This is a genomic window from Sulfuricurvum sp. (genome assembly GCF_049277495.1).
Classification (GTDB): Bacteria; Campylobacterota; Campylobacteria; order Campylobacterales; family Sulfurimonadaceae; genus Sulfuricurvum.
The window spans coordinates 1-22,983 of the sequence record NZ_JBASYM010000014.1; the positions used below are offsets into that span (position 1 = coordinate 1).

Sequence of the window (22,983 nt, forward strand, 5' to 3'; positions counted from 1 at the left end):
ACTCGGAGATGCCATCAAAACGATGGTGATGGAGCCGGACGAACTGACGGAAGAGCCGATTTTGTACACCGATACGGTAGCAAGCCTTAGCCGGATCGCAAAGGGTCTGGGAATCGCGGCTGCCATCGGTTTGGTTTTGGGGATAGTGCAGGGGACGCTGCCGCTGTTTCGCGCACTTCTTTCACCGTTTTCAGCAGCAGTATCGTTGATACCGCCGATTGCGATATTGCCTATTTTGTTAGTATTGTTCGGAATGGAAGAATCGGCAAAAGTGGCGCTGATCGCGATCGGAGTCGCTCCGTTCTTGATCCGTGATACGCAGCAGCGTTCTATGGAACTCTCCGAAGAGCTGTTGATCAAAGTGCAAACGCTTGGGGCATCGACATGGCAGATTATTGTACGTGTGGTCTTGCCGCATGTCATGCCTCGCCTTTTGGATGCTTTAAGGCTCTCTTTGGGATCGGCATGGCTTTTCCTGATCACGGCGGAAGCGATAGCTTCATCGGAAGGGTTGGGCTATCGGATCTTTTTGATGCGCCGTTATATGGAGATGGATGTGATCTTGCCGTATGTCGCATGGATTACGCTGTTGGCATTTTTGATGGACTGGATACTCGCAGTGATTATCCGTAAAGCATTTCCATGGTATCGGAAGGAGAAGTGATGAGTTATCTGCAAATACGCAATGTATGGAAAACGTACGATGACAATGTCATTCTAGAAAAACTCAACTTTACGATCGAGAAAGGGGAGTTCTGTACTCTGATCGGACCATCCGGATGCGGGAAAAGTACCTTTTTACGGATGTTGTTGGGACAGGATACTCCATCGCGGGGAACGATTCTGCTGGAGGGGGAACCGCTCTCCTCAGAGCCGGGGAGCGACCGTGGGGTTGTATTCCAAAAATACACCCTGTTTCCGCATTTGAGAGCATTGGAAAATGTGATGTTGGGGCTGGAGATGGAACACTCTCCGCTGCTGGGCAAAGTCTTCGGCAGCACGCGCCGCAGAATCAAAGAGGAAGCGATGGCAATGCTGGAGTCGGTCGGATTGGAGCAATCGGCGCTCAAATATCCATCCGAGCTCTCCGGCGGAATGCAGCAGCGTCTCTCCATCGCGCAGGCGTTGGTCAAAAAACCTAAGATTTTGCTGCTGGATGAACCGTTCGGCGCATTGGATCCCGGAAGCAGAGCAGATATGCAAGAGCTTGTCCGGGGGTTATGGAAAACATACGGGCTGACCGCTTTTATGGTTACGCACGACGTGAAAGAGGCTTTTGAACTGGGGACGCGGTTGCTGGTCTTTGATAAAGTCCGACATGATCCGCAGGCGCCGAATGCCTACGGTGCGACAGTCGTCAATGATATTAAACTGGATAAAAATAAACGAAATAATAAAGGAGAAGAGTATGTCGAAAAATATGAAACCACTATTAGCTGAGACCGTCCTCTTTGATGAAGTACTCGTCGGAGGCGGACGCTGGAGCAAAATTATCCGAAAAGGACAGGTTCTGCGAATCGTGAATACGGAAGGGACAAGCGGTCTTTCGGCACTTTTTTATAATGTGCATGAACGGACAGAACGGTATAACGCTGCCGATACGGTCAAGATTCAATACAACGCCTATCTCAAAGAGGGCAAAGCGCTCTATTCGGATATGGGGCGTATTTTGATGTCGATTGTTGCTGACAGCTGTGAAACGCACGATACGGTATGCGGCTACACCATGGCAGCCGATGTCGAAAAACTTTGCGGACTCGGAAACTATCAGGCCAAGCGTAACTGCTATTACAAAAACGATTTTGATAATTTTCTCGTGGAAGTCGGAAAATACGGGATGGGACGCCGCGATATCATGCCGTGTCTCAACCTTTTCGCCGATGCGAAGATAGGAGAACGCGGAGAATTGATTTTTCGTGAGGAGACGGTACCTGCGGGAAGTTTTATCGAACTGCGTGCCGAGATGGATGTCTTGGTCATCCTTTCAAATACGGTGCATGTGTTGAGCACCAATGAAACGTACGATGTCAAACCGGTCAATCTGATCGTGTATCAGGGCGAAGAGGTGGCAGCCGATGACATGTGTGTGATCGACTCGGAACGAAGCGAGCGTGCATTTGTAAATACCAAAAACTATATGAAACAGTTTATCCAAGGGGGCAAAAATGTCTGAGATGATTACGGTCGGTTTGACCCTGAACGAACCTGTCTATGATGAAACAATCCCTGCCGGAGAACCGTGGTACCGTGTTGTCAAAGCGGGAGAAGTATTACGCATTGTCGATTTGGAAGGATGCCAGGCGGTGGATACCCTTTTTTACAATGCTAACGACGTCACGGAACGCTACAGCGCTCCGCAAACGATCGTACGCCAAAAAAATATCTTTGTCGAAACCGGGACAGAATTGGTTTCCAATCTGGGAAATACGATGATGAAAGTGATCAGTGATACCTGCGGGCGTCACGATACGCTGGGCGGCGCATGCAGTGCCGAGAGCAATACCGTACGCTATGCGCTGGACAAACTCGATATGCATTCATGCCGGGATAATTACCTTTTGGCCTTGGGACAGATGGGGATGGACAAGCGTGATCTGGTCAGCAATATCAATTTTTTCATGAATGTTCCGGTCGAAGCAGACGGGACATTGGCGATTATCGATGGGATATCGAGTCCGGGAAGTACGATCGAGCTGTTTGCCCTGATGGATACCTTGGTTTTGATCTCCAATTGCCCGCAATTGAATAACCCGTGCAATGCCTTTAATCCGAGTCCTGTTCGATTGAGTATATATAAACCTGTTTGATACGAATTGATAAATTTTTCATGTGAGGAAAAAAAATGTTTGCCAAAGTACTGATTGCCAACCGTGGGGAGATTGCATGCCGCATCATCCGTACGCTTAAAAAAATGCAGATCGGTTCGGTTGCGGTCTATTCGCATGCCGACGACGGATCGCTTCATGTGATGATGGCCGATGAATCGGTATGTTTGGGTGAACCGCCAGCCAAAGAGAGCTATTTGGATGTTGATAAAATCATTCAGGCGGCAAAGGATACCGGAGCGGAAGCAATTCATCCCGGGTACGGCTTTTTGAGTGAAAACGCGGCATTTGCACGCCGATGTGCGGAAGAGGGGATCGCTTTTATCGGTCCTACACCTCTGCATATGGAAGAATTCGGTCTTAAACATACGGCGCGTTCCATGGCAAAAGCCCAAAACGTTCCGCTGCTGCCGGGAACGGAACTGCTCGAAAACGTCCAAGAGGCTCTGAACGCGGCCGAAACGATCGGCTATCCGGTAATGCTCAAAAGCACTGCCGGCGGCGGCGGAATCGGGATGCAGCTGTGCTACAGCGCCGATGAGCTCGAAAACGGATTTGAATCGGTTGGACGTCTCAGCAAAAGCAATTTTTCTCAAGGGGGAATCTACCTCGAAAAATTCGTAGCATCCGCCCGCCATATCGAAGTACAGATCTTCGGTGACGGGAAAGGGGATGTGATCGCATTGGGAGAACGCGACTGTTCGCTCCAGCGCCGTAACCAAAAAGTGATCGAAGAGACGCCGGCACCGGGATTATCCGAAGAGATCAGAACGGCATTGCGCAGTGCTGCGGTGAATCTGGCACGATCCGCATCGTACAAATCCGCGGGGACGGTCGAGTTTGTCTATGACACGACGGAAGACAAATTTTATTTCCTCGAAGTCAATACACGCTTACAGGTCGAGCATGGGGTAACGGAAGAGATCTACGGTGTGGATCTGGTCGAGTGGATGATTCTCGAAGCCGCCGGAGAACTGGGTGATACCCTGACGAAACATTTTGAGCCAAACGGCCACTCGATTCAAGTCCGTGTTTATGCGGAAGATCCGCTGAAAAACTTCCAGCCCAGTTCCGGAATTTTGAGCGAAGTGGTATGGCCTGAGGGGGTACGCTGCGAAACATGGATCGAACGCGGAAGCGCCATCTCCCCGTATTACGATCCGATGATCGCCAAGCTCATCGTACATGCGTCCACACGTACCGAAGCGATCGAATCGATGATGTCGGCGCTACGAGCAACGACCCTGTACGGGATCGTGACGAATCTCGGGTATCTGGATTTTGTATTGGGACAGGAGGTCTTTGCAAAAGGGGAGCAGACGACGAAGTATCTGGGGAGCCTCAGCTATTCGCCTGATATCGTCGAAGTGATCAAACCGGGGACCCATACTACGGTCCAATCGGCTCCCGGACGGATCGGATACTGGGACATCGGTGTACCGCCCTCAGGTCCGATGGACTCACTCTCCTTTCGTTTGGGAAATCGCCTCCTGGGGAATGATGAAAAAGCTCCCGGCCTCGAAATGACGGTGACGGGATCGACGCTGAAATTCCATTACGCGACACGGATCGTCCTTGCAGGGGCCGTGATGAAAGCTCAGCTAAACGGCGCAGAGGTACCTTACTGGGAAACGATCGATATTTCTGAGGGCGATATCCTGAAAATGGGGATCATCGAGGGAGAGGGTGCCCGTACCTATTTGCTGATTGACGGCGGATTTAATGTGCCGGAATATCTTGGAAGCACGGCGACATTTACCCTGGGTGAGTTCGGCGGTCATGGCGGGCGTATCTTGCAGATCGGCGATCAGCTGAGCACGCATGGCAGTGACACGGAGAAAACTCCGGCAGTCCTTGATGCCGCACTGCGCCCGCAAATGGCCAAAGAGTGGAAAATCGGTGTTATTTACGGACCACACGGAGCGCCTGATTTTTTTAAAGAGGAATACATCGAGACCTTCTTTGCAACCGATTGGGAAGTGCACTATAACTCAAACCGTACGGGAATCCGTCTCATCGGTCCTAAACCGCTTTGGGCGAGAGAAGACGGCGGAGAGGCGGGGTTGCACCCTTCCAATCTGCATGATAATGCCTACGCGATCGGAACGGTTGATTTTACGGGAGATATGCCGGTCATTTTAGGTCCTGACGGCCCAAGTCTGGGCGGTTTTGTCTGTCCGGTGACGATTATCGGTGCGGAATTGTGGAAAATGGGGCAGTTGGGTCCAAAAGACAGAGTTAGATTTGTGCCAATGGCGTATGATGATGCCGTTTTAATGGAGCGTGAGCTAGAAGATAAGATTGCAACACTGGCAGGGTCATTGCCGACTCTACCGGCGTCAACGATTGTCGATCCGATCGTAGCGGAAATTGCTGAAAATGATCGCCATGATACGGTTCGGGTCCGTTTGTCAGGGGATCATAACATTCTGATCGAATTTGGTCCTATGGAACTTGATCTGACGCTGCGTTTTCAAGTGCATGAACTGATGCGCCGTCTCAAAGCCGCGGAAGATACCCGATTGATAGACTTGACTCCGGGGATCAGATCGCTGCAGGTTCACTACGACAGCCAGAAGCTCCCTCTGAACGAGTTGTTGACTCGAATCAAGGGTGAACTTTCACAGATGCCGGCTACCCGGGATATCATCGTTCCAAGCCGCACGGTCTACCTTCCGCTTTCGTGGGATGATCCCTTGACGAAACTGGCGATTGAGAAGTACATGCAGTCGGTTCGTAACGATGCGCCGTGGTGTCCGAGCAACATCGAGTTTATCCGACGGATGAACGGACTGGAAAGTATCCAAGATGTCCAAAACATCCTCTTTGAGGCGGAATATCTCATTATGGGACTCGGAGATGTCTATCTGGGGGCTCCGGTCGCGGTTCCTGTCGATCCTCGTCACCGCCTGGTGACGACCAAATACAATCCGGCCCGTACCTGGACACCGGAAAATGCGGTAGGAATCGGCGGTACCTATATGTGTGTTTACGGTATGGAAGGGCCCGGCGGATACCAGTTCGTCGGACGGACCGTACAGATGTGGAACCGGTATAAATCGACGACTGATTTTAAACCGGGGAAACCGTGGCTATTGGAATTTTTCGACCGTATCCGTTTCTATCCGGTCGCCCAAGACGAACTCGCCCAAATGAGAAAAGACTTTATCAACGGGACCTTCTCTTTAAGAATCGAAGAGGGAGAGTTCTCTTTGGCGGAGTATCTCGGATTTTTGGAAGCGAACAGCGAATCGATCGCCGCCTTTAAAAACGTTCAGCAAGAGTCCTTCAAGGAAGAACGCGAACGTTGGGAAGCATCGGGGATTTCGGCCTATGTGAGCGAAACACTCGAAACGAATGATGAGAGCGATTTCGCGGAAGTTCCTGCAGGGTGTGAAGCTGTTTCGAGTTTTCTCTCGGGCAATGTATGGGAAATTTCGGTCAAAGTCGGCGACCGTGTGATGGAAGGGGATACCCTTGTCGTCATTGAGGCAATGAAATCGGAAGTGATGATCGAGTCTCCCGTCAATGGCGAAGTCGTACAGATTTTATGCGCACAGGGCGATACCGTACATACGGGAAACAGTCTCATCATTATCCAAACAGAGGAAGTAGGATGAACAGCTGGATTTTATTGGCTTTGGCCATTTTACTGGAAGTCGCGGGGACGACGTCGATGAAACTTTCCGACGGGATGCAGAAGATTTTTCCGACGGTTATGATATTTGTCTTTTATGCGATGGCATTCGTCTTAATGCCGTTTGTGATGAAAAAAATTGAGATGAGTACGGTCTATGCGATCTGGACGGGTGCGGGGACGGTGATGGTGACCGTGATAGGGATTGCCTATTTCAGTGAATCTTCCAACCCGATCAAACTGGCGAGTATCGCGCTGATCGGACTCGGAGTCGTGGGACTTCATTTTGCAGAACGCAGTTCACAAGGAGGGTTAGGATGAGTCAATTAAAAACGATAGGTGATTATCTGCATCAGTATCGGGTAGAAGGCCGTTCCGTCAGAGAAGTGATACAAAATTGTCTTAAAGATTCAAAACTCTATGACGACAAGAACATATGGATCACCAAAGCGGATGCATTATTTTTGGAGCCGTATTTTCTCCGCTTGGAAGTGTGCGATCCCGGCTCATTGCCGTTGTACGGTGTCCCTTTTGCCGTCAAAGACAACATTGACGTCGCGGGGATGAACACAACGGCGGGGTGTGCAGAATTTTCCTACCTCCCGAGCGAACATGCGTTTGTGGTTGAACAGTTGATCCAAGCCGGAGCAATCCCGATCGGAAAGACTAATCTGGACCAGTTTGCCTCAGGACTCGTCGGGACACGAAGCCCTTATGGGGAGGGGATTAACCTGTTTGATCCCGATTACATCTCCGGAGGGTCGAGCTCCGGATCGGCGTTGGCCGTGACTGCGGGAATCGTCCCTTTTTCACTGGGGACCGATACGGCAGGTTCAGGGCGTGTCCCTGCCGCGTTCGGAAACATCGTCGGATTAAAACCGACACGGGGGGCACTGAGTATTCGGGGCGTTGTTCCCGCGTGCAAAAGTCTCGATTGTGTCGCTATATTTGCACAAAACTGTGAAGATGCCGAGCGGGTTTATGATTTGTGCAGTATCGTTGATGACGAGGATTCCTTTTCGCGTCCGAAAAGTGGCGTCAAACCTTTCGGCGGAACGTTTCGTTTCGGGATACCGGGAGCGGATCAACTGGAATTTTTCGGGAACCGTGCGTATGAATCTCTCTTTTGGGAGAGTGTTGCAAAACTCGAATCGTTAGGGGGGATTCGATGCGAGATCGATTTTTCCCCTTTTATTGAGTGTGCAAAACTGCTCTATCACGGGCCGTGGATCGCTGAACGCTACTGCGGAATCAAAGAATTTGCACAAACACAGAGTGATGCGATGCTGGATGTGACGCGAGGGATTATCCTTTCCGGTGCCAAACCGAGCGCAATGGACGCGTTTGAAGGGTTCTACCGCCTCAGCGAACTCAAGCAATTGAGTGATCGGATCATGGCCGCGGTCGATATAATCGTGACCCCGACGGCCGGAACAATCTACCGTCGTGATGAAATTCGCGAACAGCCTCTGGCACTGAACACAAACCTCGGGTATTACACCAATTTTATGAATCTTCTTGATCTGAGCGCGTGTGCCGTTCCTGCCGGATTTACCCCTGAGGGATTGCCGTTTGGGGTGACCCTTGCCGCTGAAGCCTGGAATGAACATTCGCTTTTAAGCATCGGTGCAAAACTGCATACCGCTTCGGAATACCCAAGCGGCCTTATCAAAGTATCTCAGCCGCAAACGGTTGTTTTGGCCGTTTGCGGCGCACATATGTCCGGCCTTCCGCTGAATCATGAATTGACCGATCGGGGAGCGAAAATGGTGAAGAAATCTTCCACCGCCCCGCAGTATCGCTTTTTTGCACTGGAAAGTTTTACACCGCCGCGTCCCGGTCTGATCCATGTACGAGAAGGGGGCTCACACATTGAAGTAGAGCTTTGGGAAATCCCCTCCGAAGCGTTCGGGTCGTTTTTTAACGGCGTTCCGCCGCCGCTGGCACTGGGAAGTCTGATCTTGGCCGATGGCAAAGTCGTCAAAGGATTTCTGTGCGAGGGATATGCAGTTGACGGGGCAAAAGAGATCACTGCATTAGGCGGATGGAGAAACTATTTGAATCAATAGCAAAACCTCTCCATGATTCCCAACAGCAGGTTCGTTTTGCAGCCTGCTGCAACTGCTTAATTACACTCTGTCTTGCAACACTCTTCAACTTCATTTCATCTCTGTTTTTAAAATATACAGACATACTCATCCGGTAATTTTGGTATCAGGCAGAGGGGATGTCCCGATCAGTTTCACGGTGAATACGATAAAAGAGGGAGTGGAAGTTAACCGGATGACCGCCGAAGCGGTCTGAAGAGGTCGATCAAAATTTATACGTGAGATAAACTTGAACGTTATTGTAGTATTTAGCGTCGTTATAATCATTGGCTTTGGAATAGACGTAAGCGAGGCTTGTATCGAGTGAACCGAAAGATTTAGCCGCAGTTGCCGTATATTCACGCATATCATTATCGCCGTTTGCCGCACGTTGGTCAACGTCCGTATAAAAGAATCCAAGATCAACGATATCAGGAATACTGTAAAGAGCGGTCACATTATAGGCGGTCGTACCGGCTGCGCCTACATATCCGAAATTCCACCATGCTTCGGTATAGAGTTTTGATTGTGCACCGCCGCTCCCGCCGGTAGCCAAGTTGGCGATTTGAAAGTTTGCCGATCCGTCTTTATCCGTTTGGGAAACAGCGGCGCTTAACGTGAGGTTTTCAATGGCGCTGTAGCCGATTTTAGCGGCAAAAGCTTTCGAATTGTCCGATGTATCGAGCGTATTATCCAGATTCAACACGGCCGCCTGAGCACCGAAAGTCATTCCGGAATATTCGGTATCTCCCTGAACCCAGTATGCTTTAGCCGTATTTTTGAGTTCATAGAACCATGCTTGCAGTTCGGTTGCGCTCAAAGATTTGTTTTTGGCACCTGCGACATAGGCCCCTTCATAAAATTTATTGAATGGGTTTTTTAATCTTCCTGAGTCTCTGATAGCCGGATTGACGGATGCAAATCCATTAACGCCGTTGCCTTGGTCGATATAGGCTCCGACAAGTGTCGTATCCGACAAATCGGTATTTTCGATGACAACCGCATCAAACGTATTGGACGCGATGTTCCAGGCTTCGCTAAAAGCAAAAGGGGTATCAAGGCTCTGGCGTCCCAATGTTAGGGCTGTTTTATCCAATACATTTTTACTGACATACACTTCGCTCAGCCAGACTTGGCTTCCCATCATTCCGGTTGCCCATGGCGCATTGGCGATATTTCCGCCCATATTCGCCGTGGCTAATCCGGTACCGGCGATTTTTCCTTTGAATCCCGCTCCCAGATCGGCGCTGACACTCAAATCAAGCCCAAATTGAGCGAATGCACCCTCTTTGTCAAAAAGGTCAGGGCGATTTGTCCCATCCGGTGATCCATCCACCGTACCGTAAAAGAATTTACCGGCACCGGCAACTTCGATATTTTCGACAGCAAAAGAAGACGTACATAACAACAATGACGCCAATAAACTTATTTTTGTGACTTTCATAATGACTCCTAAACGGTTATTGAGAAAAAACTGGGAGAAGTATCTCTTTCTCCCGGGCTTTTATCCCTCCGTGTAGCCGCTTACGAGGCCGGATGCTCTCGGACCAGCACTTTTCAGTCGGAACCCTAGCATCCATTTATTGACAATATTGGGAGATACATTCCCCCCGAATTTTCTACATGCAAAAATTATAGTGGAATTATGATCATCAAAAGAACGAAAAGAGATTAATTTTTAAGCAGTTTAGAGGTGAAAATAAAATTCTAAAAAGGGAAAGTATTTCCCTGTATATGCCGACAGCGGCACTTTTCTTTCGGATCAAACAATCCAGGCACCGTCTTGATAGACGACTTCAGATCCCAGTGAAAAAGTGTGGGTATCGGCAAAAACGTCGACATGGTATATTCCGTCTCTGCGTTTGAAACCGGGTTTACCGTAGGTGCCGTGTTTGGCGCCCAAAGATATATGAACTCCGCACATGCGCTCATAGGTACCCGTATCGGCGACCGTCCGTGTCTTGCTAAAGGCTCTGTTTAATCCAAAACCGAGTTCCCGTATCCACACGACGCCTTCATCTCTGCGTATATTGGAAATGATCTGGTCAAAATCCGGGGTTGAATTCTCACATGCTATGACTTGGCCGTGTTCTATGACCAGGGTGATAGGTATTTTTGGGGTATTTATTTTATACGTTACGTCACCGAAACAAAAGATCTTGACGCGTCCATGGACGGCTCTTAGATCTTGGGCTTCGGTAAAGACTTCGCCCAGCGGAAACTGACCGCCCATATTGTTCATTCCGGTGTAATCTCCAATATTGAGTTTGGCCGATTCAAACGGTGAATCGTACATTAAAAGATCGCCTCCGGTATCCAATACCCCTGAAGATGCGGCATCGATTTTAGATTTGAGTTCACGTCCGACTCTGCGGTAATACTCAGCGTCATACGCGAGAGAATCGATATAGTAGGGTGCCTCATCATCGGACATACGGCTGAGATGGGGATGCTCGATGACTTTTAATTTGAGTTTGAACAATTCGACGCGCAGGCGAAAAGCATCCAGGCGAAAACTTTTGGATTGGACCAACGCTACGAAATCTGACGGGTGCAGCGAATTGAGAATTCCCCGTATCTCTTCGGGTGTCTGCTGATTAAAATCGATAAAAAGAGCCTCCGGCAAACAACGCTTATATGCTTCGGTTAAAATAGTTGAGATCAGACATCCGGTGTCATACACGATGACCGCACGCTCTTTGTCCGTATGATTGAATACCATGCTTAAAAGCCCTGCCAAGTGCTGCTCGGCTGTTGATACTAAGCTTTCCGGAACCTGCAAAGCGTACACATTGTCATTCATTATTATTCCTCGATAAACGGTATAGGCGGTGAAGAGCAGACTCTTCTGATAAACGAATTATAGCTTAGCTTGTGTGAGGGCAGACGTATACTTGTATCAGAGGCGGCTGAAAGGAAAGAGGTTCCGGGGATGAAGCGTTGGATCAGTCTATAGTTTCATCATACTTTTCAACTCTATTTTTTCCTTTGTTTTTTGCCAGATAGAGGGCGCTGTCCGCATGGGCAACCAAAGACGTGACACTGTCGTGGTTATAAAATTGCGCGATTCCGATACTGCACGTCACCTTCTCCGGCTCCGTGAAATGGTGATTTTCTATGGCCAATCTGATTTGTTCAGCAATGATTAATGCTTCTTTGATGGATGTTTCGGTCGCGATCAGCAAAAATTCTTCACCGCCCCATCGTCCGAAATAATCGGATTCTCTGATCATTGCTGAAACCATTTTTGCCATATGCTTTAGGACTTTATCTCCGGCATTGTGTCCGTAGGTATCATTGATTTTTTTGAAATTGTCTATGTCCAGAATGATGATTGAAAGCGGTTTGGAATAGCGTTTGGCACGGCTCAGCTCTTTGCTTAAAGCTCTTTCGATCGATCGTCGGTTATAAATTCTGGTCAAATGATCAATATTGCTTAATTTGGAAAGACTTCGGTTTTTGATCTCCAGTTGGCTTTGATAATTATTGACAGAATGCATGTAGTAATTAAATATTTTTCGGACTAAATAAAAAGACAATAGAATAAGCGTTAACCCTAACGCGATCGATACGTCTCGGATTAAGGCAATTTGCGACGAATAGGTATCCATATTTTTTACAAAGACGATTTTTCCGATATCTTCTCCCATCACACTTTTCATATCGGTAACCGCAAAGACCAAATATTTGGAACCTTTGTAAGTAATAAAAGAATATTTTTCAGAGAGTACGGCGGATGTCATCATATTGCTTATCGGGGTCTCTTCGGGTTCCAAAACATAATACTTTTTGGAAAATGATTTGTATTTAATATCTTTGTTGTTTTCATGAATGATTTTAAAGACGTCTTTGTTTAGAAAAACGATACTTTCGATTCTATAGTCATTATGAAAAATATTTAAAATATAATCTACATCGATACCGAACTCAAATGACCCGATATGGGTACCTTGGTGATTGAAAACCGGCACGGCTACCCGATAATTGATCCCGTAGCGCCCGACTTCCATACCGATCTGTTTTGTCTTGTCGGTATTGACTTTATTGATGATATGACGAAAACTGCTGAGATCATCGCCGAACTTGTCCGGCTGATGGACTCTCAGAAAACTGCGGCTTTTTGTGGTGTGGAAATGCATGATTTTAAGATAGGGATTTTGGGTGCGAAGCTTTTCATAGATGGGAAGGGTCAGCTTTAAAAGCTTCTCCCGGTCACCTTTTTCAAATGCATCGATCGTCTCGTCATTCAGTAAAATACTGTTGGCAACCGATTCGTAGTGTTCGGTTACCAGTTTAAACGTATTGGTATAAATCTTGGAAGCGATATTTTTTTCTTCGCTGACCACAGTATCTAAAACTAAAACATACTGTAAATGGCCCATATATAAAAATATGGCGGTAATACAACTGATGAGTGTCAATAATAGAAAGACAATTCGTTTGGATATACGTAAAACTTCCAATTAAATTGGCCCTCCTATTATTTATTATGAGATAAAATTTTTATCAAAAAGTTATTATATTATAGCTTTTTTTTATGATAAAAGTCTAAAAGTTTAAATATGGAAAATTGAATTAATTATGATGAGTTAAACTGGAATGGTGCACGTTCTAAGCCTATAAATCATCTTCTTAGCTTTATTTTAATGAGCTTCACACCCAAATCAAAATATACTTCCTTTACTAAAATAGATAAAAAATTATGAGGAATATCCCTATGCCATTTTCAAAACTTGGACTCTCATCCTCAATACTGCAGGCTTTGGACAAGAGCGGATACCGTGAGCCGACCCCTATCCAGGAAAAAGTAATTCCTCTCGTACTCGAACATCATGACATTATGGCGAGAGCCCAGACCGGAAGCGGCAAAAGTGCGAGTTTTGTCTTGCCGATTTTGGAGCTTTGGTCGAAAAGCAGAGGCGAGGGGAAAGCAAAGATCAAAGCGCTCATCCTGACCCCGACACGGGAACTGACCCTGCAAGTTGCGGAAACCTTTGTTACGATGGGGGCTTTTTTACCGAAAAAACCGAAGATTGTCAGTGTTATCGGCGGTGAAAGTATCGGGGATCAGCTGTACGCGATTCAGCAAGGGTGTGACATTCTGGTGGCAACATCGGGGCGATTGCTGGATGTTGTCAAAAAGAAACAGATGAATCTATCGCATCTGGAGTTTTTTGTATTGGATGAAGCCGACAAGATGCTCGATCTCGGTTTTGCCGAAGAACTGGAACTGATACTCCAAGAGATCCCCGCACAGCGCCAAAACCTCCTCTTCTCCGCAACCTATCCTCCTAAAATGTTACTGATTGCTTCCCGAATCACCCAGACTGCTGTCGAAGTAACCCTCGAAGCGGAGGAACCGACGGTAGAGAGTATCACGCAGCGTGTGATCGAGGTCAATCGCGAAAATCGCGGTCCGCTGCTCAGACATCTGTTAACCACCGAAAAATGGGAACAGGTTCTTGTTTTTATGGCGAACAAGCGAGCCGCTGACAACATTGCGATGAAATTTAAAAAATACGGATTTGAGGCAGAATCTTTTCACGGCGATCTGGTTCAGGAAGATCGGACGTATACATTGAATCAGTTCAAGGCCAAAAAAATCAAAATCTTGTTTTCTACCGATATCGCGGCGAGGGGACTGGATATCGATGATATCAGCTGTGTCATCAATTTCGACCTGCCGCGCTCTCCGGCGGATTATATCCACCGCATCGGACGTACGGGGCGTGCCGGAAAATCAGGTGTGGCGGTATCATTTATCGCCTATGAAGATATGGACCATTTTGCGCTCATCGAAAAACGCTCTAACATCAAGCTTCCGCGCGAACAGATTGAAGGGTTTGCTCTTACGGGGACACCGCCGCCGAAAGTCAAAGGGCCTGATCCGGTAAAAGGAAAAGGGAAAAGTAAAAAAGACAAAGCCCGAGAATTAGCCGCCAAAAATGCAAATCTATCAGGAAACAAATGAATAGGCTTATCGATTTGCTTGCCCAAAAAACCGGACTTAGCCATCCGGTCATCGGCAATATACTTAAACTTCTCGAAGAAGGCTCAACGATCCCCTTTATCGCCCGTTATCGAAAAGAGATGACGGGGGGTGCTACGGATGAGCAGCTTCGTGATTTCGACAGTGTCTATACCTATTCAAAAAAACTGCTAGAACGGAAAGAGGAAGTAGGACGCTTGATTAGTGAACGTTCCATTCTGAGCGATGATTTACGTGCACGGCTCAATTCTGCCGCGACACTTCAGGAGGTAGAAGACCTCTACCGCCCTTATAAAGAGAAGAAAAATACCCGTGCGAGTGCGGCGATATCTGCGGGGCTGGAGCCTTTGGCCGATTTACTCGAAAGCGGCCGGTTGGAGCTGAACGAGTTTACCAAGAGAGCGGAGAGTTTTGTCAAAGGCTCCGTGGCCACATGTGATGATGCGATCAAAGGTGCGCAGGATATTTTGGCGGAGCGATACAGTGATGATCCGCGCGAACGGGATTACTGGAGAAAACAATTATTCGATTATTCCTCCTTTGAGATTAAAGCCTCCAAAGGGCTCAAAGAAGAAGGACTCTTTGCCAAACTCGCCGGAAAAACGGAGAAAATATCGACGATTCCCTCTCACCGCTATCTCGCGATTATGCGCGGAGTGAGCGAGAAAGAGCTGAATGTCAAAATTACTCTCGATATGGATCGCGTAGAGAATGCACTACTCCGCTACCGGATTCCAAAACAGGCGAAAAGCTCACAAAGCCTTATTTTGGCGAGCTACCTGGACGGATTTAAACGGCTTCTTTTCCCTTCCTTGGAACGGGAAATCCATGCCATGATCAAAGAAAAATCCGATACGCAGGCGATCAATACCTTCGGCAAAAACCTCTCACAGCTCTTGGGTGCTCCTCCCGTCACGAAACGTGCCATATTAGGGGCCGATCCGGCCTATCGGACAGGGTGCAAACTCGCCGTAGTGGATGAGCACGGAACCTATTTGGATCATGCCGTCATCTACCCGACTCCGCCGCAAAGTGATTATGAAAAAAGTGCAAAAACACTCAAACAGCTCGTACAGCGTTATGGGATCAATGCAGTCGCTATCGGCAACGGAACGGCTTCACGGGAGACGCAGGAGTTTTTTGCCCGACTGAATCGTGAAGAGGGGTTGAATCTTACCTATACGGTTGTCTCCGAAGCGGGTGCATCGGTCTATTCGGCTTCTAAAATCGCTCAGGATGAGTATCCCGAGCTTGATGTTACGATACGCGGTGCGATCTCGATTGCTCAGCGGCTGCGCGATCCGATGGCGGCTTTGGTCAAGATTGATCCCAAATCGCTCGGTGTAGGGCAGTATCAGCACGATGTCGATCAAAAACAGTTGGAGAAAAAACTTCATGAGGTGACCGAAGATCTGGTCAATCGAATCGGCGTCGATCCCAACAGTGCTTCAGCCTCCCTTTTGGCCTATGTAGCGGGGGTAGGGACAAAACTGGCGAAAACGATTATCGAGTACCGAGAACACACCGGAGCGTTTAAAAGCAAGCAGGAACTTCTCAAAGTAAAAGGACTCGGCGCAAAAGCCTACGAACAGTGTGCAGGGTTCTTTCGGATACGTGAGGGAAAAAGCGTATTGGACAATACGGGAATCCATCCCGAGAGCTACAATGCGGCGACTGTCCTCACGAAGCGGTACGATCTCCCGTCCATTACCAAAGACCAAATTCCTGCTCTGGCAAAAGAGTTAGAGATCGGGGAAGCGACACTCGCAGATATCATAGCAGAACTTCGCAAGCCGGGATTCGATCCACGCGAAACGTTGCCGCCGATCATATTCCGTTCGGATTTGACGGATATTAAAGAACTCAAAGAGGGCTCAATCGTCTCAGGGGTTGTCCGAAATATCGCCGATTTCGGTGCATTTGTCGATATCGGATTGAAAAATGACGGATTGATCCATATTTCTCAGATGTCCGAAAAACGGATTTCCCATCCCCTCGAAGTGCTCAGTGTCAATCAGCAGTTGAGTCGTATTCGTGTCGTCGAGGTAGATATTGCCAAAGGGAAAGTTGGATTGAGCTTGAGGGAATAAATAATTTAATTTGTTTTTTAATGTATTTTTTAATGTATTTGGGAATAAAATATTTTTTCGCAAGAATTAACTAATAAATTCCGGTTGCTTCTTTGCAAATTACTCCACAAAGGATTTACCATGTTGCTAACAAGATTTGATCCGTTTAAAGAGTTACGTTCATTAGAAAAACGGATAGGTGAAGCTTTTTCGTCTGATTTGACCAAAGATGTGTTTTCGAGCTTTACCCCCTCCGTCAATACACGAGAAGGGGAGTTCGCCTACCATATCGATGTTGATCTTCCCGGTGTCAAAAAAGAAGATATCAAGGTGAAAGTTGAAAATGGAATCCTTACCCTCAAAGGAGAACGAAAAGAGAAAAAAGAGGTCAAAAAAGAGGATTATTATCAATGTGAGAGCAGTTTCGGCAGCTTTTCCCGAAGTTTTGCCCTGCCATCAAACGTAGATGCCGAAAATATCCATGCCGAAAATAAAGACGGTGTTCTTGAAGTCACTCTGCCGAAAAAAGATGTTAAAAGTGAGTCGGCTAAACAGATCAAAGTGAAATGATTTTCACACCGTTTTAGCTTAAAAAGTTATTTTGATATTGACATAATAGGTTTGGCCGTAATTTCCAAACTCACTTCTATCTCCTCCTCCGTACAAGAGTCCCCCCAGTTTGAGGCTACTATCGTTATCCAGCGAATAGGTGAGGGAGGGACTCCAAAAGAAACTGCCATCTTCCGTATTCACGATCGCGGAAAACGAACCATACAGCAGAGGATCAAACTCATAACCGCAATTTATCCCCCCGTAATCGTGTGCGCGAACCAGATTGTCCGGCGTCCCGGAAGGGAGCCGAAGGAGAAGTTCTCGTTCAAATGTTTTGGAGGTGTGGAGCCACTCCAGTGCCACACTGAAAGAGTTTTCAAATGTGTAGTCCGCACCGATCAGCCCTTGAAAAAACTGTTGGTGAAGAAGCTTGTCATCGAACCATCCCCCCTCTGAACGCAGTTCGATCCCCGTTTTCATCAGTTCGCCTTCCAGCTCATATCCGATCATACCCACGTCATCCGCACTGACTGCATCGATCGCCGCATCGGCAATATCGAGAAGATATCCTTTTATCCGTCCGGCATATTTGAAACTATCATCTGAGCGCTGGGCGACAACGGCCGTCATCTGACTCAGATCACCGGGAGAATAGGTATACGCCAATGAGAACATACCGTTTACTTCATCGGGCTCCAGTGCCAGAGGATTTTTGGCGTTGAATAGATCGGTCGGGTTCCAAATGCGCCCTACACCCATGCTCATCTTTTGGAGTCCGAAACTGAGGCGGTGTCTCTCATCGGCATATCCGCCGTAGAGACGATAGATTCGGCCATTGAGCTCGCCCTCGGTGTAATCATAGGTTTTACTCCGTGTTGCAAACGGGGTATCGGAGCGAACCGAATCGGAGATTTGGAATGAGGTACTGTGGATGACGGCATTGCCGAGATGGTTTTGCAAATCGCCTATTGCAGTCACAAACCAGTTGTTTTCTCGGATGTTTTCCGTGATCCGGAATCGGTTATAGTTGTACCATTCGTGTTCTCCGGTTCCGTTGATCGGCATATTGAGCGTAAAGTTGCTGTTCTCAAATGTCGACTCCGTCTCGGCGCCATAAGCGGCCAACGATAAACATAATCCGGCTAAGCACTTTTTTATCATTGACGTTTGATGTCCTCGAGAATTTTTCCGTCGCGCAGGACGATGGAACGGCGTGCTTTTTGGATCACCATCGGATCATGCGAAGAGAAGATGATCGTCACTTTCTCCTCTTCATTCAATCGGCGCATCAGCTCCATCAGCTTTTCTCCGTTTGCAGTATCCAGATTGGCGGTCGGCTCATCGGCAAGGATAAGTTTCGGTTTGCTCGCTACCGCACGCGCCACGGCAACACGCTGCTGCTGTCCGCCGCTGAGATGATCGGGAAGCTTGTTCAAATAGGCGTCGATATCGAGTTCACGCGCTACTTCCAGCGCTCGCGCATCGCATTCGTTTTGAGAATATCCTAAAAGGCGCATCACATACTCGATGTTCTCTTTGACGTTTAAAACCGGAATCAGATTATAGGCCTGAAATACAAATCCGATATTCTCTCTGCGAAACAGTGCGAGCTCATTTTCATCCAGCGATGTGATGAGTGTCCCATCGAGCTCGACACTCCCCTCGCTGGGTGTATCAAGTCCGCCGATGATGTTGAGTAAGGTGCTCTTTCCGCTCCCGCTGGGGCCGGATATGACGATGAATTCCTCTTTTCCGATGGCTAGATCGATACTTCTCAGCGCATTGGACTCGCTTTCACTCCCTTCATGGAATACTTTTTTGATTCCGCTGATATTTAGAAAACAAGACATGATTCAACCTCCAAGAATTTTAGCGATGTAAAGCGGCCGACCGTGTGGGTTTCCTGCTGAAGAAAACCCGGTATTAACGTAGAGATCGTTTGGCCTATAGTTATCATTGTGCCTGCTCGCTGATGGATTGGATGGGATTACGCTTTTTGAGCGTTCGGATCGGGATGATCGTCGCTGAGAGTGTCGCGAGCAAAACACTGACAAAGGAACCGGTAAAATAATCGATCCTGAGAATCGCATGAATACTCGAATCCATCCCGAAGATAGCAAAAGCATCGCTCAATCCCGAAAGATCCAGCCCATACACTTTGAAATACCACAGCAAAGTACCTCCGATCAATGCTCCGGCAAGGTAGCCGCTTAACGTAATCAGCAAGGATTCATAAATGATGAGACGGGCGACATCGCGAAACTGCGTCCCGATCGCCATCATGATCCCGAATTCCCGCACCCGTTCCAAAACCGACACGAGGACGACGCCGAAAATACCCAAAGTTGCGACAATGAAAATAAAAGCGGAGCTGATTCGGTTGTAAATCTTCATCATCGCCTCCCCCTCATACAAAGAGGGGTAGAGTTCCCGATAGGTGTAGATGGCAATATCCTTGTCCGAAATCTTCGGTGACAAAGCATGTTTCACCGTATTGTCATCTTCTTGATGATTGAGCAATACTGCGATCTCGGTAGCGCCTTCTATCCCCGTAAGGATACGGAGTCTGTCGATATCCATCAGCAGCCCGTTACTGTCGATCGACATATTGTTCGTTTTGAGTATCCCCGTGACTTTCAGGGCGACGGAGACGACCTCGTTATCGGTATCTTGTACCGTGACGATCACTTTTTTACCGATATCGACCTTGAGCTTTCGTGCCAGACGGTACCCGATCAAAGCGCCGCGTCCCTGTTTATCAAAAGTATATTTCCCTTGAGTGAGAAAATTTTCCAGCTCTGAATGGGATGCTTCACGTTTCAGATCTACCCCTATGACATTGACGCCCTGCGAGTAGCCTGCCGTGGCAATCAATCCGCGCTGGCTCAGGCGGGTCACATAACTGCGGATACCTTGCTGATTATCCAGTATTGCCGTGATCTTTTGGGGGTTGTCAATGTGAAATTTAATATTATTATCCGAACGAAATCCCTTGTGCTGGATCGAGACGGTTCCGCTGCCGGTCTTGATCGAGTTTTGGGTGATCTGTACCATCATCCCCTCATACATCCCCTCCATCAGCAGCAGCCCGATCATCGAAATAGCGATCATCAGGGAGATCAATACGGCGCGCCCTTTTCGACGGAGGATATGCAGCAATGCCATCTTGAAATAGAGGGAGTTGTCAGGGCTAAACATAGCGTATCGCTTCGGTCGGGGTAAAACGGTTGATCATGGCGATCGGATAAATTACGGTTAACAGATTCAACAGCATCATTATCAGCATCTCTGCCATGATTCTGGACGGATTGTATTCGGCGGGAAAATTTGTTTCTGCAACTATATTGTATTGTTTGCCATACTCTTCGGCATCCACATCGGCCAAAGAGGTAAGTTCGATAGGGTGTTTTTCATAATAGCTGCTGGCATAGCCTCCGGCTCCTCCCCCGATACCGACGCTCAAAACTCCAAGGATAAGTGTCTCGATCAGCAACATCCCCATTACCTGAGCCGGCGTCGTTCCGATGGCGCGCAGTATGCCGATCTGGCGGATACGTCCGTAGACGGAGAGAAAAGCGAATATTCCGATCACGAAAAAGATGACGATAAAAAAGATCCCAAGGGTGATGTAGCCGAAGATCGCATCGATATCCATCGCTAAAATCAGATCTTCCATCGTTGTCTTGTAGTTTTTAACCTCCAGTGTATTCCCTACCGCATTTTGGGCATACACCGTCACTGCATCGATCTGTGCGATATCGTCCGGGTTCGCAATGATGTGGGTGGCGATATTGCCGCTGTGCATCACTTCGTCAAAGTACTTTTTGTTTACGAAACCTGCGCCGTTGTCGAACTCATAGAGCTTCGTTTTAAACAGCCCTTTGACCACGAGATTATCAGCCGCAAACGAATAGTCCGCCCCCGTCGAGATGAACGAGAGGGTATCCCCGATACCGACTCCAAGCCGTTTTGCCAACTCTACCCCAAGATAAAGGGCATTCGTGTCCTCACTGCTCAAATATTCCCCCGCAACCAGTGAGCGTTTGAGGCGCGATACCTCCGCCTCGTTTTCAGGCTCTATCGCGGTGAACATTCCCCCGATAGACTGTTCATCGGTCGAATAAAGCGCATACGACTCGAACCGTTCCGTGATCACCCCGAGCCCATTGACCCCGGAAAGCTCTTGTTTAACCTTATCCGCATCAAAGATCAGATTGTCAAAATTCGGATTGTCTTCAAATGCGCGGTTAGTCACCTGTAGATACCCCGGATAGACCTCGACGCTGGAGCGGACCAGTTGATCATGACTTCCGTTATGCAATGCATCGACAAAGATAAAGAGGGCTGTCGCAAAAGTACTCAGCAAGAGAGTGACGACCGAACGTTTTTTGTACGTTATCAGTTCCCGAAGCGCCATTTTTAAGAGGATCATTGACTGTACCGTACGAGAGCATTTTTGGTAAATCGCGAATCATCGATCACCGCATTGAAATCGACATCCTCCATCGTTACGACCGTCTTATTCTTTTTCTTATCCAGCGGGACAAGCGTCATGACGGTGGGGAGATAGCGATCACCGTATACCTTCACCTCACTGTAGGTCAGGATACGCTGCTGTTCACCTTCTTCATTATAGAAGATCGCACGCAGAGGTATGCAGTGGACTTTTTCCACCTCCATGACGATCTTTCCCCATACTACGGCGGCCTCTTCTTTAGGATACAGCGTAAGCGTATATTTTTTTGCATCTTCGGAGGTTAGCTGCGCGTTGTAATCATCGACGATCGAGCTCTCTTTGGCCATATCGTCGTTCGTAAAATCACTCCCCATCCAGCTTTGCATCATCATCGAACTGGGGATCTTGATGGTCTTTTCGATCTTTGGGACATACTGCCACATCGTCGACTCGACTTTTAAAAAGGTGATCCCGCGATCTTGCTTGGGATAAAGCACTTTGATAAAACTTTTCTCATGTCCGCGGTTCCAGCTTTCCATGATCATCGTCCGTTCCCCGCGTGCCGTCGTGACCGACATCGTGATTTTAGAATAGCCGCTGTCGCTTTGGATATTGTGTTCGACATTTTTGATGATTGCATCAGGGCTTATTGCCCATACGGAGACGGAAAAAAACAATATAAAAAGTAACTTATTCATCATTCATCTTTACTGTCAAAATAAAATCATTTCAGGAAATTTTTTTTCAATAGATATTCTCATTGTGGATTATTTTCCCTAATAAAACTAATTATAAACTATTTTGTTTTTTTTAGAGACTTATTGAAATATTTTTTGCTACAATTTAGTAACTGGAGAGAGTTGATCTACTTTTATTATTCAGATATTTCTTGACAGTTTTATTAAAAAAGAGGGGTTACTATGTCAACAAAACTCATTATTGTCACTGATTTACAGCGTTTTAAGCTCTTTTCGATCAAAGAAGACCCGATGGGAAGAGAATCCGTTGAACTTGTCCAAAGTATCGACAGTCTTGAAACGCATCTGCGTTTAAGAGAAAAAGTTTCGGACAGAAAAGGAAATTTCCAAGGAGTCGGAGCGAGCGGATCAGGTGAAAACCATAATCTAGCATTGGAAGAAGAACATCGCCGAATCAAAGAGATCGCGGCACAGATCACCAATAACCTGCAAGCATGTAGCTATGATTCCTGGTATTTTGCGGCTCCCAAAGCGATTAATAACCAAATCGTCGAATTGATCGATCCAGCACTCAAAAGTACGATGACGATCAACCTTCATTCTGATCTGACTAAAACTCCGGACGATCAATTGTTGGAGCATTTTACAAAATAAAGAGGGATCAGACACT

General features: G+C 47.5%; 19 protein-coding genes and 1 riboswitch. Of the genes, 11 read left to right on the forward strand and 8 right to left on the reverse strand.

Going from position 1 to position 22,983, the window contains the following annotated elements:
* The 7 genes from WAO38_RS03660 to atzF form a co-directional block, all read left to right on the forward strand.
* The coding region (locus WAO38_RS03660; protein WP_422234460.1) for an ABC transporter permease at positions 1-664 on the forward strand (664 nt) is incomplete at its 5' end.
* Positions 664-1,440: an ABC transporter ATP-binding protein gene (locus tag WAO38_RS03665; RefSeq protein WP_422234462.1), complete on the forward strand. Its 777-nt coding sequence runs from the start codon at positions 664-666 to the stop codon at positions 1,438-1,440. The genes WAO38_RS03660 and WAO38_RS03665, both read left to right, overlap by 1 nt.
* Positions 1,409-2,173 (forward strand): urea amidolyase associated protein UAAP1, encoded by a 765-nt coding sequence (locus tag WAO38_RS03670; protein WP_422234464.1) that lies wholly within the window; start codon positions 1,409-1,411, stop codon positions 2,171-2,173. Before WAO38_RS03665 ends, WAO38_RS03670 begins: the two co-directional genes overlap by 32 nt.
* Positions 2,166-2,807 carry an urea amidolyase associated protein UAAP2 gene (locus WAO38_RS03675; RefSeq protein ID WP_422234466.1) on the forward strand — a complete coding sequence of 214 codons (642 nt, stop codon included), beginning with the start codon at positions 2,166-2,168 and terminating at the stop codon, positions 2,805-2,807. Before WAO38_RS03670 ends, WAO38_RS03675 begins: the two co-directional genes overlap by 8 nt.
* A gap of 35 nt (positions 2,808-2,842) precedes the next feature.
* Positions 2,843-6,445, forward strand: coding sequence for an urea carboxylase (gene uca, locus WAO38_RS03680; RefSeq protein ID WP_422234468.1), 3,603 nt, complete (start codon positions 2,843-2,845; stop codon positions 6,443-6,445).
* Positions 6,442-6,783, forward strand: a complete 342-nt coding sequence (locus WAO38_RS03685; RefSeq protein WP_299924756.1) for a DMT family transporter — start codon at positions 6,442-6,444, stop codon at positions 6,781-6,783. The genes uca and WAO38_RS03685 overlap by 4 nt, the downstream gene beginning before the upstream one ends.
* Complete coding sequence (gene atzF / locus WAO38_RS03690; RefSeq protein WP_422234470.1) at positions 6,780-8,531, forward strand: allophanate hydrolase; 1,752 nt, start codon at positions 6,780-6,782, stop codon at positions 8,529-8,531. The genes WAO38_RS03685 and atzF overlap by 4 nt, the downstream gene beginning before the upstream one ends.
* 244 nt (positions 8,532-8,775) lie before the next feature.
* Here the strand turns inward: atzF and WAO38_RS03695 are convergent, their stop codons facing one another.
* The 3 genes from WAO38_RS03695 to WAO38_RS03705 form a co-directional block, all read right to left on the reverse strand.
* Entirely contained in the window at positions 8,776-9,993 is a 1,218-nt protein-coding gene (locus WAO38_RS03695) for a hypothetical protein (protein ID WP_422234472.1), read from the reverse strand.
* A 47-nt stretch (positions 9,994-10,040) separates the two neighbouring features.
* Positions 10,041-10,133, reverse strand: a riboswitch (guanidine-I (ykkC/yxkD leader).
* Positions 10,134-10,311: 178 nt separating this feature from the next.
* Positions 10,312-11,352 carry a hypothetical protein gene (locus WAO38_RS03700; protein WP_422234474.1) on the reverse strand — a complete coding sequence of 347 codons (1,041 nt, stop codon included), beginning with the start codon at positions 11,350-11,352 and terminating at the stop codon, positions 10,312-10,314.
* Between the two features lie 142 nt (positions 11,353-11,494).
* Positions 11,495-12,931 (reverse strand): diguanylate cyclase, encoded by a 1,437-nt coding sequence (locus WAO38_RS03705; protein ID WP_422234476.1) that lies wholly within the window; start codon positions 12,929-12,931, stop codon positions 11,495-11,497.
* Positions 12,932-13,266: 335 nt separating this feature from the next.
* On the opposite strand from WAO38_RS03705, the gene WAO38_RS03710 reads away from it, so the two are divergent.
* The 3 genes from WAO38_RS03710 (at position 13,267) to WAO38_RS03720 (ending at position 17,177) form a co-directional block, all read left to right on the forward strand.
* Entirely contained in the window at positions 13,267-14,520 is a 1,254-nt protein-coding gene (locus WAO38_RS03710) for a DEAD/DEAH box helicase (RefSeq protein WP_422234478.1), read from the forward strand.
* Positions 14,517-16,628 carry a helix-hairpin-helix domain-containing protein gene (locus tag WAO38_RS03715; protein WP_422234480.1) on the forward strand — a complete coding sequence of 704 codons (2,112 nt, stop codon included), beginning with the start codon at positions 14,517-14,519 and terminating at the stop codon, positions 16,626-16,628. The genes WAO38_RS03710 and WAO38_RS03715 overlap by 4 nt, the downstream gene beginning before the upstream one ends.
* A 120-nt stretch (positions 16,629-16,748) precedes the next feature.
* Positions 16,749-17,177 (forward strand): Hsp20/alpha crystallin family protein, encoded by a 429-nt coding sequence (locus tag WAO38_RS03720; protein WP_422234482.1) that lies wholly within the window; start codon positions 16,749-16,751, stop codon positions 17,175-17,177.
* A gap of 18 nt (positions 17,178-17,195) precedes the next feature.
* On the opposite strand, the gene WAO38_RS03725 is transcribed toward WAO38_RS03720, so the two are convergent.
* From WAO38_RS03725 to WAO38_RS03745, 5 genes are all read right to left on the reverse strand, one after another.
* On the reverse strand, positions 17,196-18,320 hold the full coding sequence (locus WAO38_RS03725) for a hypothetical protein (RefSeq protein WP_422234484.1): 1,125 nt from the start codon (positions 18,318-18,320) through the stop codon (positions 17,196-17,198).
* The gene (locus WAO38_RS03730; protein WP_422234486.1) at positions 18,317-19,009 is read right to left on the reverse strand and encodes an ABC transporter ATP-binding protein; all 693 of its coding nucleotides are present in this window, start codon (positions 19,007-19,009) and stop codon (positions 18,317-18,319) included. Before WAO38_RS03730 ends, WAO38_RS03725 begins: the two co-directional genes overlap by 4 nt.
* 103 nt (positions 19,010-19,112) lie before the next feature.
* Positions 19,113-20,357, reverse strand: coding sequence for an FtsX-like permease family protein (locus tag WAO38_RS03735; RefSeq protein ID WP_422234488.1), 1,245 nt, complete (start codon positions 20,355-20,357; stop codon positions 19,113-19,115).
* Positions 20,350-21,591, reverse strand: a complete 1,242-nt coding sequence (locus WAO38_RS03740) for an ABC transporter permease (RefSeq protein WP_422234490.1) — start codon at positions 21,589-21,591, stop codon at positions 20,350-20,352. Before WAO38_RS03740 ends, WAO38_RS03735 begins: the two co-directional genes overlap by 8 nt.
* A complete protein-coding gene (locus WAO38_RS03745) occupies positions 21,588-22,313 on the reverse strand; it encodes an outer membrane lipoprotein-sorting protein (protein WP_422234492.1) in 726 nt (241 codons plus the stop codon). The genes WAO38_RS03740 and WAO38_RS03745 overlap by 4 nt, the downstream gene beginning before the upstream one ends.
* Positions 22,314-22,535: 222 nt before the next feature.
* Between WAO38_RS03745 and WAO38_RS03750 the strand changes: the two genes are divergently transcribed.
* A complete protein-coding gene (locus WAO38_RS03750; protein ID WP_422234494.1) occupies positions 22,536-22,967 on the forward strand; it encodes a host attachment protein in 432 nt (143 codons plus the stop codon).
* Positions 22,968-22,983 lie beyond the last annotated feature (16 nt).

Excerpts from the sequence above, each read along its gene's own strand:
- WAO38_RS03705 (WP_422234476.1), bottom strand. The coding sequence starts at position 12,931 with ATGGGCCATTTACAGTATGTTTTAGTTTTAGATACTGTGGTCAGCGAA.
- WAO38_RS03745 (WP_422234492.1), bottom strand. The coding sequence starts at position 22,313 with ATGAATAAGTTACTTTTTATATTGTTTTTTTCCGTCTCCGTATGGGCA.
- WAO38_RS03700 (WP_422234474.1), bottom strand. The coding sequence starts at position 11,352 with ATGAATGACAATGTGTACGCTTTGCAGGTTCCGGAAAGCTTAGTATCA.
- uca (WP_422234468.1), top strand. The coding sequence starts at position 2,843 with ATGTTTGCCAAAGTACTGATTGCCAACCGTGGGGAGATTGCATGCCGC.
- WAO38_RS03740 (WP_422234490.1), bottom strand. The coding sequence starts at position 21,591 with ATGATCCTCTTAAAAATGGCGCTTCGGGAACTGATAACGTACAAAAAA.
- WAO38_RS03750 (WP_422234494.1), top strand. The coding sequence starts at position 22,536 with ATGTCAACAAAACTCATTATTGTCACTGATTTACAGCGTTTTAAGCTC.
- atzF (WP_422234470.1), top strand. The coding sequence starts at position 6,780 with ATGAGTCAATTAAAAACGATAGGTGATTATCTGCATCAGTATCGGGTA.
- WAO38_RS03735 (WP_422234488.1), bottom strand. The coding sequence starts at position 20,357 with ATGTTTAGCCCTGACAACTCCCTCTATTTCAAGATGGCATTGCTGCAT.
- WAO38_RS03710 (WP_422234478.1), top strand. The coding sequence starts at position 13,267 with ATGCCATTTTCAAAACTTGGACTCTCATCCTCAATACTGCAGGCTTTG.
- WAO38_RS03730 (WP_422234486.1), bottom strand. The coding sequence starts at position 19,009 with ATGTCTTGTTTTCTAAATATCAGCGGAATCAAAAAAGTATTCCATGAA.
- WAO38_RS03725 (WP_422234484.1), bottom strand. The coding sequence starts at position 18,320 with ATGATAAAAAAGTGCTTAGCCGGATTATGTTTATCGTTGGCCGCTTAT.
- WAO38_RS03685 (WP_299924756.1), top strand. The coding sequence starts at position 6,442 with ATGAACAGCTGGATTTTATTGGCTTTGGCCATTTTACTGGAAGTCGCG.
- WAO38_RS03670 (WP_422234464.1), top strand. The coding sequence starts at position 1,409 with ATGTCGAAAAATATGAAACCACTATTAGCTGAGACCGTCCTCTTTGAT.
- WAO38_RS03665 (WP_422234462.1), top strand. The coding sequence starts at position 664 with ATGAGTTATCTGCAAATACGCAATGTATGGAAAACGTACGATGACAAT.
- WAO38_RS03715 (WP_422234480.1), top strand. The coding sequence starts at position 14,517 with ATGAATAGGCTTATCGATTTGCTTGCCCAAAAAACCGGACTTAGCCAT.
- WAO38_RS03695 (WP_422234472.1), bottom strand. The coding sequence starts at position 9,993 with ATGAAAGTCACAAAAATAAGTTTATTGGCGTCATTGTTGTTATGTACG.
- WAO38_RS03720 (WP_422234482.1), top strand. The coding sequence starts at position 16,749 with ATGTTGCTAACAAGATTTGATCCGTTTAAAGAGTTACGTTCATTAGAA.
- WAO38_RS03675 (WP_422234466.1), top strand. The coding sequence starts at position 2,166 with ATGTCTGAGATGATTACGGTCGGTTTGACCCTGAACGAACCTGTCTAT.